At 47.6% G+C, this 17,892-nt stretch carries 5 protein-coding genes; 1 reads left to right on the forward strand and 4 read right to left on the reverse strand.

Features of this window, described 5'->3' with window-relative positions:
- The 4 genes from QUA33_RS20315 to QUA33_RS20330 form a co-directional block, all read right to left on the reverse strand.
- Positions 1-5,681, reverse strand: a 5,681-nt coding sequence (locus QUA33_RS20315; RefSeq protein WP_333150650.1) for a DUF4347 domain-containing protein, incomplete at its 3' end; no start/stop codon positions are given.
- Positions 5,682-7,034: 1,353 nt separating this feature from the next.
- The gene (locus QUA33_RS20320; protein WP_333100037.1) at positions 7,035-7,355 is read right to left on the reverse strand and encodes a DUF6464 family protein; all 321 of its coding nucleotides are present in this window, start codon (positions 7,353-7,355) and stop codon (positions 7,035-7,037) included.
- Positions 7,356-7,783: 428 nt separating this feature from the next.
- Positions 7,784-10,261: a phosphoenolpyruvate synthase gene (gene ppsA, locus QUA33_RS20325; protein WP_333150652.1), complete on the reverse strand. Its 2,478-nt coding sequence runs from the start codon at positions 10,259-10,261 to the stop codon at positions 7,784-7,786.
- A 240-nt stretch (positions 10,262-10,501) separates the two neighbouring features.
- Positions 10,502-10,714, reverse strand: coding sequence for a hypothetical protein (locus QUA33_RS20330; protein ID WP_333150654.1), 213 nt, complete (start codon positions 10,712-10,714; stop codon positions 10,502-10,504).
- Positions 10,715-11,313: 599 nt separating this feature from the next.
- On the opposite strand from QUA33_RS20330, the gene QUA33_RS20335 reads away from it, so the two are divergent.
- Positions 11,314-17,811, forward strand: coding sequence for a PAS domain S-box protein (locus tag QUA33_RS20335; protein ID WP_333150656.1), 6,498 nt, complete (start codon positions 11,314-11,316; stop codon positions 17,809-17,811).
- Positions 17,812-17,892 lie beyond the last annotated feature (81 nt).

Below are 17,892 nucleotides of genomic sequence, written 5' to 3' on the forward strand. Positions count from 1 at the left end.
TCGTTGCCCTCGGTCCCGATGGTGGTGTTTTGGATGTCGATGAGTTGTGCGGCGTTGGAGTCGAAGTTGAGTATTTGCGAAGGCTGGGGGGGAATAAATGTGATGTTCGGGGGCCCTTTCAAGGGGTCGCAACCACAACTGGTATCGGGTTCGGGGACTGGGGCGAATATAGGCGTTGGTTCTGGCGCTGGTGTTGGTGTTGGTTCCTGCGCTGGTGTTGGTGTTGGAATGGGTGGTGTTGGTGTTGCAGTTGCAGTTGGTTCCGGGGCAGGCGCGGGTATGGGCGTCGGCGTGGGTATGGGCGTCGGCGCTGGTTCCGCTGCAGGTGTTGGAGTTGGTGCCGGTATTGTTGGTGTTGGAGTTGGTGCCGGTATTGTTGGTGTTGGAGTTGGTGCCGGTATTGTTGGTGTGGGTGTGGGTGCCGGTATTGTTGGTGTGGGTGTGGGTGCCGGTATTGTTGGTGTTGGAGTTGGCGCCGGTGTCGGCACGGGTATCGGCGCGGGTGTTGTTGGTGTTGGAGTTGGCGCGGGTGTTGTTGGTGTTGGAGTTGGCGCCGGTGTCGGCACGGGTATCGGCGCGGGTGTTGGCGTCGGTATCGATTCCTTAAGGGGAATGAGAGAGACAGTGGCGACTGCCGCACTCGTGGCGCCGAGGTTGTCTGTAGCGCTGTAGGTGAAGTTTGCCCCTGTGAAATTGCCGGACGCTTGGAAGAACAACTGGGTAATTTGCTCGGTTGTTAGGGTTTGACCAGCCGTGACCCGCACTCCCTGGCTGGGATCGCCCAAAAACAACGTCCCCTCATTGGCAGGCGGCAAGGTGTTTACGGTAAAGGAAACCACCGTCCCGTCTGGGTCGGTTCCTCCGACTCCGGGGATGTTCGCGGTTCTTCCCAGCAACACAGCCAGGCTGGAGTTGTTGGCGACCGGTGGCTGGTCGGTGGGAGGTAATAGTGCTAGCAGGGAGGCTGTAGCGGGGGCTGAACTGATGGCGCCGCGGCGGTCTGTGGCGCTGTAGGTAAAGTTTGTGGCTGCGAATTCGCTGGTTGCTTGGAAGAATAACTGGTTGATTTGAGTTGTACTCAATCTTTGGCCTGCCGTGACCCGGATTCCCTGGCTGGGGTCGCCCAAGTACAGGACGCCTTGATTTGTCGCCGGTAGGGTGTTGATAGTAAAGAATTCGATCGAGTCGTCGGGGTCTTTTGCCGTCAGCGCTGTGAGGTTGACGGTGCTGTTTGGCGCCAGGGTCTTGCTGAAGTTTGTGGGTACCGGCGGGTAGTTGAACGCTAGCGACACCAGAGAAACTGTGGCGGCAGGACTGTTGCCACCGAGATTGTCCTTGCTGCTGTAGGTAAAATTAGCTCCTGTGAAATTGCCGGCCGACTGGAAGAATAACTGCGTCATTTGCTCGGCTGTCAGGGTTTGACCAGCCGTGACGGCGACTCCCCCCGTTGCGGGGTCGCCCAAGAACAGGACGCCTTGATTTGCCGGTGGCAGGGTGCTGATGGTGAATGTAACCACTGTGCCGTCTGAGTCTCTGCCTCCGAGTCCGCTAATTTGGACAACGCTGTTGGGCCCTAGCGCAGCGTTGCTGCTGTAGGCTGATGGAAGTTTGTTGGGTGTGGGCTGCGCGCTAATAATAGCGGTGGTGACAGTGGCTCTGGACTCGGAACCGTTGTTATTGCTGGGTTTGGGGTCAAGAGTGGTCGATCGGCTCTGGGAAGTATTGCTAATGGCGCCCGTCGCTGGAACGACTACTGTTACCTCGCGCGTGATGTTGCTGCCGCTAGTCAAACTGGGAATTGTTGGGAAGGAGACAACCCCTGTCAGGGGGTCGTAAGTGCCGTTATCGGATGCGCTTACTCCCGTTAAACCGGGAATGATGCTGTCTGTAATCACTACGTTTTCAGCAGCATTCGGTCCATTGTTGGCGGTAGTTATAGTATAAGTCACGGAACTACCGGCAGGAGCAGATGTGAGACCGCTCTTGGACGTAACCAGGTCGGCAACAGGATCGATCGAGGTAATGACTTGCCCCCCCGCCTCACCGGGCAATGCGACTGTCGAGCCGTTGTTGTTTGTTAAGTCCGGGTCAAAAGTGTCCGATCGACTCAATACTATGTTGGTGATGCTCGTCAGCGTAGGCGGGGGTACAAAAATTAGGCGGCGGGTGACACTGCTGCCGCTGGCTAAAGTCGCGATCGCTGGAAACTCGATCGTCCCTGTGGTTGCGTTGTAGGTTCCGCCATCGAACACGCTGACATTAGTTAAGCCGGGAATCAGGCTGTCGGTGATGACTACGTTGGTCGCAGGACTCGGCCCGTTGTTGGTAGTAGTAATTGTATAAAGTAGCGTGTCGCCCACCTGGATGCTGGCGGGAGCCGTTTTTTGGGTGACAACATCGGCCACAGCCTCGATCGAGGTAATGACTTGACCCCCCGCCTCACCGGGCACTGCGACTGTCGAGCCGTTGTTGTTTGTTAAGTCCGGGTCAAAAGTGTCCGATCGGCTCAATACAATATTGGTGATGCTCGTCACGGTAGTCGGCGGTACAAAGCTGATGGTGCGGCTCTGGTTGGTGCCGCTGGCTAAAGTCGCGATCGCTGGGAACTCGATCGTCCCTGTGGTTGCGTTGTAGGTTCCGCCATCGGACACGCTGACATTAGTTAAGCCGGGAATCAGGCTGTCGGTGATGACTACGTTGGTCGCAGGACTCGGCCCGTTGTTGGCAGTAGTAATTGTATAAAGTAGCGTTTCGCCCGCGTTGATGCTGGCCGGAGCCGTTTTTTGGGTGACAACATCGGCCACAGCGTCGATCGACGTGGTGACGGTGGCGTTGGGGTTGGTACCGTTGTTGTTGGTCGGAGTGGAGTCAGGAGTGATGGAGGTACTTCTGGCCGTGTTGCTGATGGAAGTTAGGGTGGGCGGTACTGTGAAGTCGATCGTCCGGGTGACAGTCTCCGCGTTGGCAATTGCCACAGGTGCGAAGGTGACAATGCCCGTCACTGGATCGTAAACGCCGCCGTTAGATGCCGTGACTCCGGTTAATCCGGGAACTATGCTGTCAGTGATGGTTACAGCTTCTGCAGGACTCGGCCCTAAATTAACTGTGGCGATCGTATAGCTGACCGAACTACCGGCAGTAGCACTTGTAGAGCCGGTTTTGGTGGTTGCCAAATCCGCGTTGGGCGCAATACTTGTCGTAACCGTAGAGTTAGTGGGAGTGCCGTCTTTGTTGGTTGTCGAGCCGTTGTTGTTAGTGGCGATCGGATCGAAAGTCGCCGAGGTGCTCCGCGCCGTGTTGCTGATGGCAGTAAGGGTGGCTGGGGCAGTGAAACTGATAGTCCGAGTCTCAGTCGCAGCATTTGCCAGGGCTGTCAGTGCTGGGAAGGTGACAATGCCCGAAACTGGGTCGTAAGTGCCGCCGTCCGATACGCTGACTCCTGTTAAACCCGGAATAATGCTGTCACTGATGGTCACATCGGCAGCGGGGTCTGGCCCCATGTTAGTGGTAGTCAATGTGTAGGCGACGATTGACCCAGCCGGAGTAGTCACAGGACCGCTTTTGGTAGTAACTAAATCCGCGACTGTATCGACAACTGTGGTAGACACGACACCAGGTCCCTCGATTTGCCCTGGGGCGAGTACACCGCTGTTGTTGCTGAGGTCGGGGTCGAAAGTCGAGCTAGTGCTGAATGCAACGTTGGCAAAACTGCTACCGCTGGTTAAACCGGGCGGCAAATCAATTGTCAGGGTGTAAGTCACAGTCTCGCCGGCATTGAGAACCGGAATTAACGGCCAGGTGACTGCCTTGGTTTGGTTCACGTAAGTGCCGTTGTTGGAGGCAATCAGATCCGGCTGCAATCCGCCCGGACGCAGTAGTTCTAAAGGTATTTCGTCTTGAATCAGAACATTTGTAGCAGGCGCTGGCCCCCTGTTTACAGTAGTAATCGTGTAGGTAATGCTGCCTTCGGATTTGACGAACTGCGGGCCGGTCTTAATAGTGGCAACCTCTGCGGCGATACTGGGAGGATTGATAGTTTCAACTACCAGGTTTTGAAGTTCGTGAATGTTGTTGGCGCTTCCTGTGGAACTGCCAAAACCAAATTTGAAAATTGGCGGTACTGAGCCGTTTTTGGTCGCCAAGTTGGGGATGTCGATCAATGTAGTTTCGTAGATGCCGTCGAAATTTTTATCGAAGGCAACGGTGAGGCGAGAGGGATTCACCGGATCGTTAGATGGATTCAGCGTAATTTGAACGGATCTTTTGGCTAAATTGCGATCGCTCGTGAACGTATTGCTGAAGTTAAAATTGCTGCCTGGTTGAGGGCCGCTAAAGTCAATGCTGGTAGGAATGTTATCGATGCCGAAGGGAACGATCGCATTTGTTAAAAACTGATAACCGTTTGCTTGATTTCCTCTAACAGTTACTGAATCAGGTCGGAAAGAACCAATAGAGGAGCCGGGAATCGAAGGTGGCTCCGGGCCGGAGCGCCCTTCTGTGGATGTTGAAAAATTGCCAAACTCGTCAAGCCCAATGCCTAAATAACCTCCCTCAATACCGGGTATACCCGTTCGTGGAGCGTAAGCCAGAGAACCGCCATAACCCCCAGTCCTGGTTGGGCTAACAGTGCCGTCTATCAAGAAGAAACCCAGCCCGTCCCCCGGCTGAGGGCTAATAGAGGGTTGCGGAGCCTCAAATTGCTGGCTTGAACCGTAAGAATAAAAATCAAACTGGACTCTGATACCGTCGGTTGAAGGAATGGGGTTGTTGTAGATGACGAAGGCTTCCCGAAGATTTATTGCTGGAGTTAATCGCAGAGCGCCATCGCCGGGACTTGAACCGCCCAAAGCCGGAATTACGCCGGATACCGTGCCTCCGGTAATGCCGGGGATAAGTTGATTGGCTGCGGTCACGCCGCTGCTGGGATCGAACAGTGCCCCGTTGTTTCCCCCGTAAATCCAAGGCCCCCTAACTGTGGAGTTTTTGAAAGTTTCGTTAACTAATGTGCCGAGGGCGTAAGGGTAGGCTGCGAGCACTTCTTTTTCAATGGCGATTCTCGCTTTTATTTCCCCTGTCGCAAATTTTAATTCCCAGTCGCCACCGAGTGCCGTACTCCCCGTCAAGTTGTCGGAAGCTGCAATATCTGCACCGACTATTAAGCTCAGCCGCCGCACGAAGGCCTCGCCACTTTCTCCCGCTGCGACGCTGCATCCGAATAACAAGATATCTCCTCTCTCGCTGAGGGCTTTTCCCCACTGTTCTAACAAATGGCTGTAGGTTTGTAAGTTGTCGTTGCAAAGTTCGATCGACCCTAGCTGCACCCCCGCTTCTCGACCGTGAGAAACTATCTGAAGGCTGTCTAAATCGCTGTAATTAACCAGAATTCTAGTAATTTGCTCGACTCCATCCCGCGTCGAGTCCAGTACAAATACCTCCGTATCGGCTGTTGCTCCTTTTGCCAAGGTGTCGCAGTTCTCTACTCTGACATCAAGGAACAGTACATTTTTTATAGTTCGGGCGCCCACAGACTCGGTTCCTCGCAAAAATTCTCTGTGGGAATGCTGAATTCCCGCGCCGTCACGGAGTTTCCGGGACAGTAAACCCTCCTCTATTTTTACTGGTTTTATTGTTTTTTCCCGATCGTAACTTGTTGTCGCTCTAGATTTTGTGTCCGCAATCATTGCGGTGGAGTCACATATTTTTGAAGTTATAAAAATTGATGTTTTGCAGATGCTTTGCATGGTCAAATTGTCTCAGTGATTGTAGATGGTGTACCCATTTCAAGATGATAAATATCACGTATTGAAAAGGTTGAATTACAGACTAAATTGAGCTGGTGCTTGACTTTGAGAAATAACAACAAGTGAATTTAAGTCAGCACAAAGCTGTACTACTTTGATAGTTGATAGCTGGCAAATAACGCCGACGTAAACACTGAGAATTTGGAGTTTAAATCCCAATAATCTATCTGGTGATATTTTGCCTTCGACTTTCTTTTCTGTTAGCGAGGGTATCTGTTACACGCCAATCTCGTACATCGTGCAGTAGATAATAACAGTAGTTCTCAAAAATTCACTTGATGAGGTTTTCTGTAGATCGTCTAATGCACTTTATTTGCAGAGAAAATTCACTATTTCTAGACGTATAAACCTGGTTTGAGGGACGCAAAGACTTCTTTGCAGCCCTCGCTTCCGCTAAACAACTCGCTTTCTTTGGTTGTGGTGTGCAAGCCCTGTTCACAATAGCAACCAGACATTAATTAGGGAGTTATAGCCGTGGTATAATTATGGCGGCCGTGCCCGAAGTGTTATTCAACTGAGATCTTTTACCATTCTCAATAACTCTTCTATGGGGGGTTCTCCTGCCCAGCCCATAAGAAATTTGACTTGTTGTGAAACAGGCCCGAAAGCCTATTCTTGAGAATGGTGCAACATATGAGATTCAATTGAAATTGGCATACCCTGTATCGACGAAGCGTCTTAAAAATTCATGACTTGGAGTCTGGAGATAGCAATCTAGGTTTGAGACTGTTTCGCTACGATAGCAAAAACAGATTAGTGCCGCCCACAAGCAACTTCTCAAGCTGTCAACTTAGAGTCTTCGAGCTGGTTGCTGTTTAAGATCAATGCTCGGGACAATGTTTCGTGCAGAATTTTTGATGATGTTTTGGAGAAACTGATTTGGAGATTTGCCCCTCAGCTACTTACGATTTTTGTCGGCTAATTTTCTTAACTCCAGGAGTTACGCCTAAGAGACTAGAAACCCAATTTATTCCTAGATTTCTCGCCACCCAACCAAAATTTATCATGTCAACTTTGTTTCCGATCGTAAATCCTCAACTAGAAAAACACCGATCGCCATCCGCCAGTTATAGCAACTGTAACCCATCAATAATGCTCGATTAGGTTTTAATTGCTGAGTTTTGGCGTGGGTCGTCCAAAACAAGCTGCAACAATAATCCTTACACGTAAGTTCATCTTAACTCATTGATTATTACATCCGCAAATAGGCGTAGATACAAGCACCAATATAAGCTATATCTTTTCACCGCGAGCGTCAAGAGTTCTGGCTTGGTAGTACCGACAATCTTGACAGGGCCCAGAAGGATTGACAGCGCAGCGAATGTAATTAGAGCGGGCGTTATACTCGCAAGTGATATCCCCGATCGAATAACCGAGGCTTTGTATGTAAGTGCGATCGGCAGTTGGTAGTTGAGTTCGCATGGGTCTATTCGCTACCGCAAGCCTGGCCGCTGCAATTCTGTCGCGGGCTTGGCTCTGGGCAGAGCGCATCACCCACAAAGACAGCAGCGACGGAGCTAAACCTATGAAAATAATCAGGAGAGCAGTTAGCACATTTTCAGAGCTTATGTGGATAATATGTTTTTTGACTTAGGCTATGGCAACAGAAAATCCTCCCCCAAAAGACGGTTTTAAATAAGAAAAGTTCCCGATCTATTCTCAAACTATGCCGCCCGTGTGTTAACCGTTAGCTGGCGGCTGAGGAGGGCGATCGTGGGCCCGCAGCACCAGGGTTCAACAAAGCCAGAAGCGCCGATCTGATGTGATATTATGTCAGGTCAATTACCAGCAATCAAATAGGTTTGTAGTGACGAATGCAAGTCCTGATAAAAATCAGAGGACTTGGATTAATCACTACAAACGCAAAATCGGTTATTTTACAGGACTAAATATGAGAAACCGGATCGGTTCAAAAACAAGCAAGTCAGAACATGGGCTAGCTATTGTTTAAGAAACCCGGTTTATCTCAAAACATGAAAGGGTTAAACCTTAGCAATATCCCCGGCTAAATCCATCAACGAACCCGCGCTTTCCACCTTAGCAACATCCAACAAAGTCTTCAAAACCGAATCGGGATTCAAACTAATCGAATCAATTCCCAGCTCAACCAAGAAACGAGCAAACTCAGGATAATCGCTGGGCGCTTGACCGCAAATCCCAATCTTGCGATCGTACTTCTTGGCGGCTTTAATGGCAATTGCTACCATGCGCTTGACAGCTTCATTCCGTTCGTCAAAAATGTGTGCGACTAAAGCAGAATCCCGGTCTAATCCTAATGTTAGCTGAGTTAAATCGTTAGAGCCGATCGAGAATCCGTCAAAAACTTGGGCAAATTCGTCAGCAAATATGACATTGCTCGGCAATTCGCACATCACATACACTTGCAGGCCGTTCTCGCCCTTAACTAAACCGTGTTTTGCCATCTCGGCTAACACTTTTCGTCCTTCATCCGGAGTGCGACAAAATGGAATCATCGGAATCACATTTGTCAAGCCCATTTCGTCGCGAACTCGCTTTAATGCTTTGCATTCCAAAGCGTAAGCTTCGCGGTAATTTGGGTCGTAATAGCGAGAGGCGCCGCGCCACCCGATCATCGGGTTTTCTTCGTTGGGTTCAAACTGCCGCCCACCCAAAAGATTAGCATATTCGTTGCTCTTGAAATCGCTCATCCGCACGATAACTGGATTTGGATAAAATGCGGCGGCAATTGTGGCAATTCCGTGGGCGAGTTTGTCGGTGAAGAAATCGGGTTTGTGTTGGTAAAGTGCTGTGAGTTCTGCAATTTCTTCTTTGACTGATTCATCCACCAATTCGTCAAAGTGAATCAGTGCCAGCGGGTGTGCTTTAATGTGATTGGCAATGATGAATTCTAGCCGCGCTAAGCCTACGCCGTCGCAAGGAATTGCTGATAAACCAAAGGCTTCTTCTGGGTTCCCGACATTCATTAAAATTTGAGTGCGGGTGCGGGGTAAATTCTCGATCGCCGTTTCTTGAATTTCAAAAGGAAGCAAACCCGCATAAACTTTCCCTTCATCTCCTTCGGAACAAGAAACAGTGATTTCTTGATGGTTTTTCAAGATTTGGGTTGCCTCACCGGTGCCGACAATGGCGGGAATTCCCATTTCTCTGGCGATGATGGCGGCGTGACAAGTGCGGCCGCCGGAATTGGTGACGATCGCACTTGCTTTTTTCATAATCGGTTCCCAATCGGGGTCTGTTTTGTTGGTAACTAAAACTTCTCCTGATTGAAATTCAGCGATTCTGTGAACATCTAAAATTACGCGGGCTTTTCCTTGTCCGATTGATTCGCCAACGGCGCGTCCTTTTGCTAAAACTGCACTGGTACCTTGCAATTTGTAGTTTCGCAAAACTTTAGCAGACTTTTGAGATTGTACTGTTTCAGGTCGTGCTTGGACAATAAACAATTCGCCCGTATTGCCGTCTTTTGCCCACTCAATGTCCATCGGGGTATAAGTCCCGCGCACTTTAGAGTAGTGTTCTTCGATGACTACGGCCCATTTTGCTAGTTGCAAAATTTCATCATCTTGTATGGCAAATTTATTTTTTTCTGCTGCTATAACGGAGACGTTTTTGGTGTATTTAGAACCGCCGATATCGTACACCATTTTGAGTGTTTTGCTGCCGAGGCGCTTGTCTAAAATGGGGAGAAAACCTTGTTTTAATGTTGGTTTAAAGACGAAGTATTCGTCGGGGTTGACGGTGCCTTGGACGACGTTTTCGCCTAATCCGTAGGCGGCGGTTACTAATACGGCGTTTTTGAATCCGGTTTCGGTGTCGATGCTGAACATGACGCCGGAGGATGCTAAGTCCGATCGCACCATTTTTTGGACGCCGACTGATAGGGCGACTTCAAAGTGGTCGAAACCCCTCTGTTGGCGGTAGGAAATCGCGCGATCGGTGAATATGGAAGCAAAGCATTTGTGACAGCATTCGAGGACACCAGCGCAAGCTTGGACGTTGAGGTAGGTTTCTTGCTGTCCCGCGAAACTGGCGTCTGGCAAGTCTTCGGCGGTGGCGGAGGAACGCACTGCTACGTCTGTACTGTCGCCGTAGCGATCGCACAATTTTTCGTAAGCATCCGCGATCGCCGCTTGGAGTTCTCGCGGAAATGGTGTGTCCAGAATCAGTGCCCGCGCTTGCTTGCCTTTTTGTCGCAGGTTCTGCAGATCTTCTACGTCTAAATCGGCAAAAATTTCGCGCAATTTAGCTTCTAAACCCGCTGACTGGATGAAGTACCGGTAAGCGTGTGCTGTAGTGGCAAATCCGTTGGGAACTCTGACTCCTTGGGCGGTTAACTGTTGAATCATTTCGCCCAAAGAAGCATTTTTACCGCCTACTAATGGGATGTCGGCGATGCCGACTTCATCAAACAACAATACTAAGGCTTTTTCTTTGGGGATTAAACCGGGTTTTTGTTCAATTGCTAAATTGTCGAGCATTGCTTTTTTCCTCTCAACTTCAGCTCATTTCGGTCAAAGGACAGTAAACAAAAGACAGGTTATGCAGAATTGTAATTTTGTTACTAAAATTCTCAATTTTTTTCCTAGGCTGTATCAACCGAGTTTTCGATTGCCTCTAATTTAAGATTATCACTTTTTTGCTAAATAGCAAGGCCTGTGGAGATATTTTATTTGATTGCAGAAAGTAAAGAAATCGCAGTAATCAGTTTATGTAAGGTATTATAAAAGAAGTGGTAAAAACATAAATAGCGAAGATAGTTGCCACCGCTTTTTTGGCGTTGAGCGCTCATTGGTGCGGGGATATCGCTTGGATGCTGTTGCTAGCGGAATCCAAGGACAACAAAGGGTGAAGTGCGATCGCGCGATCGCGCGATCGTAGGCTGAACCCGCCCAAAAATGGATACTTACTTTCCGACAGGAGTCGTGAGTCACCCAAAATTTTAGATTCTAGTTCAACCTCGCCGATTCATCTGTGGACTAAATCTAAAGTCTAAAATCTAAAATCTAAAATCTGGTCACAAGGGCGATGGTCCCAAAAAATACTCAGCAGCTTAGTTTCCTCCTGAAACCCAGCTTATAAAAACCCTAAAAATTTTCCCTCTGATGGCTTTGACCTACTTAGAGGAAAAACACAATCGCATAGATATCAGATATTGCACCATTTTCAATAAGCCTTTTAAGGACGGGTGAAAAGAACCCATGCCCAGAAAACTTACTTTTTGTGAAATGGGCAGAATAACCCGTTTTTGAGAAGAGTCCAATCTCTGATATAGAGTGCATTGTAAATGGGATAATATTACTTTTGCAACCCAGCTAGAAATAGGATTTTTGAGGCACGATTTTTGAGGCAGGAGGCAGAAGGCAAGAGGAAGAAGGAAGGAGGGAAAAGAAGTGTTTTTACAAATATGAGATACTCCCTTGTAATTCTTGCACCACAGAGTTTTCAACTGGAACGGGGGGATTTGTGGCTATACAATTCTTTATATGCTATAATAGTTGGCTACACTGCCTTCTGACAAAAAACAAGGTATATGATATCAGTTTTGAGTCCACCCGCAAAGCGAAACGGCTTTAAAGTTCTTCTGGTCGAAGACAATCAAGCAGAAGCCGAGCTGATCGAAGAATTATTATTAGAAACAAATGTTAGTAAAGCCGAACCCCAAAGGCTATCAGTAAGTTGTACAGACTGTCTCAGCAAAGCGCAGGAACTTTTGACCGGCGAAGATTTTGATGTGATTTTACTAGATCTTTCGCTGCCCGATAGCCAAGACTTAAATACAATTGTCAAAATACAAGAATATAGCCTAAATACTCCGATTGTCGTACTGACTGCCCGCAACGATGAAGAGCTTGCCGTGCAGTCAATCCAAGCCGGAGCTCAAGATTATCTAGTCAAGCGAAAAATCGACAGCGAAGTGTTAATTAGATCGCTTCGTTACGCAGTCGAGCGACAGCACAACCAAGAAGCTTTGCGAAAAAGTGAAGAAAAATATCGCTCGGTAGTCGAGAATTCTCTCGTCGGAATTGCCATTCTTGCTCCTCCGATATCCCCCTCAGCACCAGAAAAATACGAGTGGTTGGAAGTCAACGATGCTTTGTGTGATTTGCTGGGGTACTCTCGCCAAGAGTTTTTGCATGAGAATTGGGAGAGGTGGGGTTTTCCTGAAGACTTGCAGGCGAGTTTAGAGCAGTTCAATAAAATTTTGGCAGGGGAGAGTGAAGGCTATGTTTTAGACCAAAGATGGCGCCGAAAAGACGGAAATACAGTTTATACGAGAGTTTACCTGCGCTGTATCCGAGCCCTAGACGGCTCGATCGACCACCTGATTAAAGTAGTCTTGGACGTGAGCGATCGCTACCGTTACGAAGCTCAATTAAAAGCATCAGAAGAGTTTTTAAATCACACGATTAATTCTACTCCTGACCCGATTTTTGTCAAAGATGAGCTGCACAGATGGATCGTATTAAACGATGCTTTTTGCAATTTGATAGGAAAAAGGCGATCGGAACTGATTGGCAAGTCAGGATACGATTTTTTACCCCCAGCACAAGCGGCTTTTTTTTGGCAACAAGACGAGCAAGTATTGCAAAGAAGTCTGGCTCAGGAAACAGAAGAAATTTTTGCCGATAGCGAAGGTCAAGAACGCATTATATCTACTAAAAAAACAGTATTTAAAAAAGCCGATGGGACTAAAATGTTAGTCGGAACAATGCGAGATGTGACCGAATACAAACGCCAGCAAATTGCGTTGCAGGAAAGCGAAGCTCGATTTCAAATAATGACCGACAACGTGCCTGGAATGATTTATCAATATCGGCTTGATGTAGATGGTAAAACATCTTTTACTTACGTTTCTTCGGGCAGTTTGCATATCTACAATTTAAAACCCGAACAAATAGAAGAAAATGCCACTTTGGCTTTTGCAACAGTTCACCCAGACGACATCTCAGGCTTGCAGCGATCGATGGCAACTTCAGCGGCAACTCAGCAAGCTTGGCAACACCAGTGGCGGCAAGTTATGGGAGATCGAGTGAAATGGCTGCAAGGCGCGTCGAAGCCAGAAAAGCAAGCCAACGGGGATATAGTTTGGGACGGTTTGGTGATGGATGTTACGGAACTGAAACAAACCCAGCAAGACCGCGATCGATTTTTTAATCTCTCGCTGGATTTACTTTGCATTGCAGGTTTTGATGGCTATTTCAAACGCTTAAACCCCGCTTGGTCAAATGTATTAGGTTATAGCAGTGATGAAATCTTAGCCAAACCTTTGATAGAATTCGTCCATCCAGAAGACCTAGAAATTACTGTAGCGGAATTAGAAAAACTTAAAAATAGCCACCCCATTATTAGCTTAGAAAACCGCTATCTTTGCCAAGATGGTACTTATAAATGGCTGTCGTGGACAGCATCGCCGTTTGCAGAAGAAGGTTTGATTTACGCAGTAGCCCGCGACGTTACATTTAGCAAGCAAGCTGAAGCTGAATTGCGTAAGAGCGAAGCCACTAACCGCGCTCTTTTAAATGCGATACCAGACATGATATTTCGCTGTCGGGCAGACGGCACTTTTGTAGACTTCAAGCATGCAAAAGATTTCGAGAAAATCATCCCACAAAAAACACTAATTGGCAAAAAAGCACAAGACATATTGCCGGCTGCTTTTGCTGAAAAAATATTGTCGAGCAATCAACAAGCGATCGCCACTGGCGAGATTCAAGTTGTAGAATATCAAATGCCCGTTAATAATGAACTGTACGATTTTGAAGCGAGAATTGTTTTCTGCACGGATGAAGAAATTATCGCGATCGTCCGCGACATTACCAATCGCAAACGTTTTGAGTCAAAACTGCATCGGCAAGCAGCCGCCATGGCTGCCGCTTCCGAAGGTATAGCCATAATCGATAGCGACGGACTTTTGATTTATTGCAACGCAGCCCGACTAAAAATCTACGGTTACGACTCTCTCGAAGAACTATTAGGCAAAAATTGGACAATATTCTACGAAGGTGCAGAATTGCAGAGGTTTGAGGAAGAAGTTGTGCCTAATTTAGTGCAGAAAGGTTGGTACATGACCGAAGCAGTAGGATGCCGCCGCGACGGATCGAAAGTTCCTCTAGATGTATCGCTGACAATGCTAGCCGGCGGAGAAACTATTTGCATTGTTCGCGATATTTCCCAAAGGAAAAAAACAGAAGCAGCACTGCGGGAAAGCCAGCGATTCATTCAACAAATTGCTGGTGCCAGTCCTAATATTTTGTATGTTTGTGACTTAATTGAAAAAAAAAATATCTATGCGAATGCTTCTATCTACCACATTCTTGGCTATACAGTAGAGGAGATTCAGGCAATGGGGCCGTGGATGATGTCAAGTTTAATCCACCCCGAAAATTTAATCAAAATGCCTGATTATTTACAGCAAGTCGAAACAGGCAGCGAAGGGGATATCTTTGAAATTGAATACAGAATTAGGCACAAGGATGGTTCTTGGCGCTGGATGGTTAGCCGAGATACTGTATTTGCGAAAACAACAGACGGTAAGTTAAAACAAATTCTCGGCACGGCAACTGATATTACAGAAAGCAAGCAAGCAGAAGATGAAATCAAGCTGTTGCTGGCAGCAACTCAAGCTATTAGTCAGTCTGCAGATTTTCACAGCGCCCTCCCAGATATTTTGCGGTTGCTGTGCAATGCGATCGGCTGGAATTTTGCGGAAGCTTGGATACCGAGTGCTAACGGTACTTTTTTGGAACACAGCGAAACTTGGTACGCTAGCGAACGCGATTTAGATACGTTTGGCCGCGAAAGTAAAAAAATTAGATTTGCCGCCGGAGTGGCAGTACCTGGACGCATTTGGTCAACCAGTAAGGTAGAATGGATTGAAGATATTTCTCTAGCCACAAATCATCTTTTTGCCCGATCGCAAATGGCGAAATCAGTCGGATTGAAAGCTTGTTTCGGAGTGCCAATTCACGCTAGCTCAAAGGTGCTGGCAGTTTTAGTATTCTGCAAGCGCGACCGCTCGATTATGGAACCGCGTATAGTAGAGTTAGTCAAGGCTGTAGCGACTCAGTTGGGCGATCATATTCAGCGCAAACAAGCCGAAGAAGAATTGCGTAAAAGTGAAGAACGCTGGCAGTTAGTTCTCAAAGGCAATCAAGACGGAATTTGGGATCTGAATCTTCAAACAAATGAAGCTTTTCGATCGGCCCGCTGGCAAGAAATTATCGGTTACACAGACGGCGAAATCGAAAACACCAACACCTCGTGGATCGATCGCATCCATCCAGACGATCGCTCACGAGTGCAAGCAGCGATCCAAGGTTATCTCGATCGCCAAACCCCCTATTACGCTGCCGAATACCGCTTGCAGTGCAAAGACGGTAGCTATAAGTGGGTGCTCGCCCGCGCTCAAGCAGTCTGGGACGAAGCCGGAAACCCTCTGCGGATGGTGGGTTCGATGACGGATATTAGCGATCGCAAAGCAGCAGAATTAGCTTTAGTGCAGGTCACTCAAGCCGTCGAAAGTACCAGCGACGCGATCGTGATCGCCGACTTGAAAGGGCGGTCTATTTACCACAATCAAGCCTTCATTCAGCGCTACGGCTACACGGTGGAAGAACTCAATGATATTGGCGATATGGCTGCGCTTTATGTCCGGCATAAAAATTACAAACAAATCTATAAAAGCCTTCGCAAAGGTCGCTCTTGGTGTGGCGAAGTTGCGCTGCAAACTAAGAGCGGCGAAGCAGTTACTTCTCTGGTGCGAGCCGACAGTATTCAAGATATTAATGAGAATTACATCGGCTTAATTGCAGTAATTACCGATATCACAAAACGCAAAGAATCTGAATTAATTTTGCGCCAAAAGTTAAAGCGCGAACAGTTGGCGGTAGCCATGCTGGAACGCATTAGATCTTCTCTAAATCTCGAAGAGATTCTCACCAAAAGCGTCGAAGAAGTGCGGCATTTCTTGCAAGTAGACCGCACTATTATTTACCAATTTAATCCTGATTGGAGCGGATTTATAGCTGTCGAGTCGGTTGCCGAAAATTTCCTACCAATTGTAGGAATGGAAATTTATGACCCCTGTTTCGGGGCAGCCTACGTTCCTCTTTACCAAGACGGCAGAATTAGAGCCATAGAAGATGTTCGCAATGCCAACCTAGCCGAGTGCCACTTGGCTTTGTTGACTCGGCTCGATGTGAGAGCGAATCTGGTAGTGCCGATTTTGCAAGGCGAAAACTTGTGGGGGCTGCTAATTGCCCACCACTGCACGGGCCCGCGTTCCTGGCAGCAATTGGAGGGAGACTGCCTAAAACAATTGGGGGTGCAGTTGGCGATCGCCATTCAGCAATCGGTGCTATTTGAACAAGCACAAACCGAAATTGCCGATCGCAAACTTGCAGAAGCCGCCCTGCAATTAGCTAAAGAAGCCGCCGAATCTGCCAACCGCGCTAAAAGCGACTTTCTCGCCAACATGAGCCACGAATTGCGGACGCCTTTAAACGGGATTTTGGGATACATTCAATTGCTAAAAGTCGATAAAAACTTGACCGCAGATCAGCAGGAAAGCCTTAACAACATTCACCAGTGTGGCAACCACCTGCTGATGCTGATTAATGATGTTTTAGACCTCTCAAAAATCGAAGCTAGTAAAATGGAGCTGTCGCTGACAAACGTGCATTTTCCTACTTTTGTTAAAAGTATTATTGATTTGTTCCAGATGCGCTCCGATCAAAAAGGAATTGCCTTTAATTACGAGCAGGTTTCAGCGCTCCCAGACTGGATTTTGGCAGACGAAAAAAGGTTGCGTCAAGTTTTGATTAATTTGCTCAGCAATGCTGTTAAGTTTACGAACAGCGGCAGTGTTACATTCAAAGTCGGTTATGCAGAAAAATTCCCCGATAATAATCCTCAAACCAACTGGAAAACTTCTAATTTAACAGCGGAAATTGCCACTCAAACGATCAATTTGACCGCTAATTTAGACGCGCAGCAAATGTCGGTCCAGCCACTAGGAACAACAGAAGCGCGCGAGGTGACAACAGCAGAAAATATCGGCCGTGTCCCTGTCCCTACCCATAAAATTCGCTTTCACATCGAAGATACGGGCATTGGCATCGGGCAGAATAAATTAGAAGACATATTTTTGCCTTTTCATCAAGTGGGCGATCATAACAATTTCGTCGAAGGTACCGGACTGGGACTTTCTATCAGCCAAAAATTAGTCAAAATGATGGGCAGCCAAATTCGCGTCCAAAGTACCTCCGGCAAAGGCAGCATATTTTGGTTGGATCTAGACTTGCCTGCAGTTGCCCAGTCTTCGGAACTTCCCTCCCGGCAAGAAAAAAAACGGCTTGTAGGTTTTACCGGCCCTCAGCGGAAAGTGCTAATAGTGGACGATCACGAAGTAAATCGCGCCATGTTGCACAGGCTGCTTTTTCATTTAGGCTTTGAGATTGCAGAAGCTACAGACGGCGAAGACTGCTTGCATAAAGCACAGGAATTTCTACCGGATATAATTTTAATGGATTTCCTGATGCCCGTAATGAATGGTTGGGAAGCTACCAGGCGGCTGCGACGGTTGCCGGAATTAAAAGATACGGTGATCCTTGCTTTGTCCGCTAACGTTTACGAGACTACCAAGCAAGAGAGCAGGCTTGCAGGTTGCGATAATTTTCTCACCAAGCCGATTCAAACTAACGAGCTTTTAGAATTATTGCGCCTGCATTTGAGACTAGAATGGGTTTACGAAGAAAGATCGCATACCAAACAGCGGATAGATAAAACTGCAAAAGCATCTTCTGAGAGTGCTGCTGCTGACTCAACGATGGTGTCTCCTGCCTCAGAGTCAGTCTTGAGATTGTTAAGATTGGCTGCAATGGGCGATATTGAAGCTATTCTGGAAGAAACTGCTAAACTCGAGCATTCTGACCCGACATTAGTGCCTTTCGTTCATCACCTGCGCCAACTTGCTAAAGGATTTCAGCTCAAGCAAATTAGAGATTTTTTGAAGCAACATTTGTCCTAAAATTGACTGTAGCTAACACACAACTCAAAATCCGTTAAATCTCACATCTTGCATTTTTGTCAGCAACAGGCAAGATGCCTG

Source organism: Microcoleus sp. Pol14D4, assembly GCF_036701245.1.
GTDB lineage: Bacteria > Cyanobacteriota > Cyanobacteriia > Cyanobacteriales > Microcoleaceae > Microcoleus.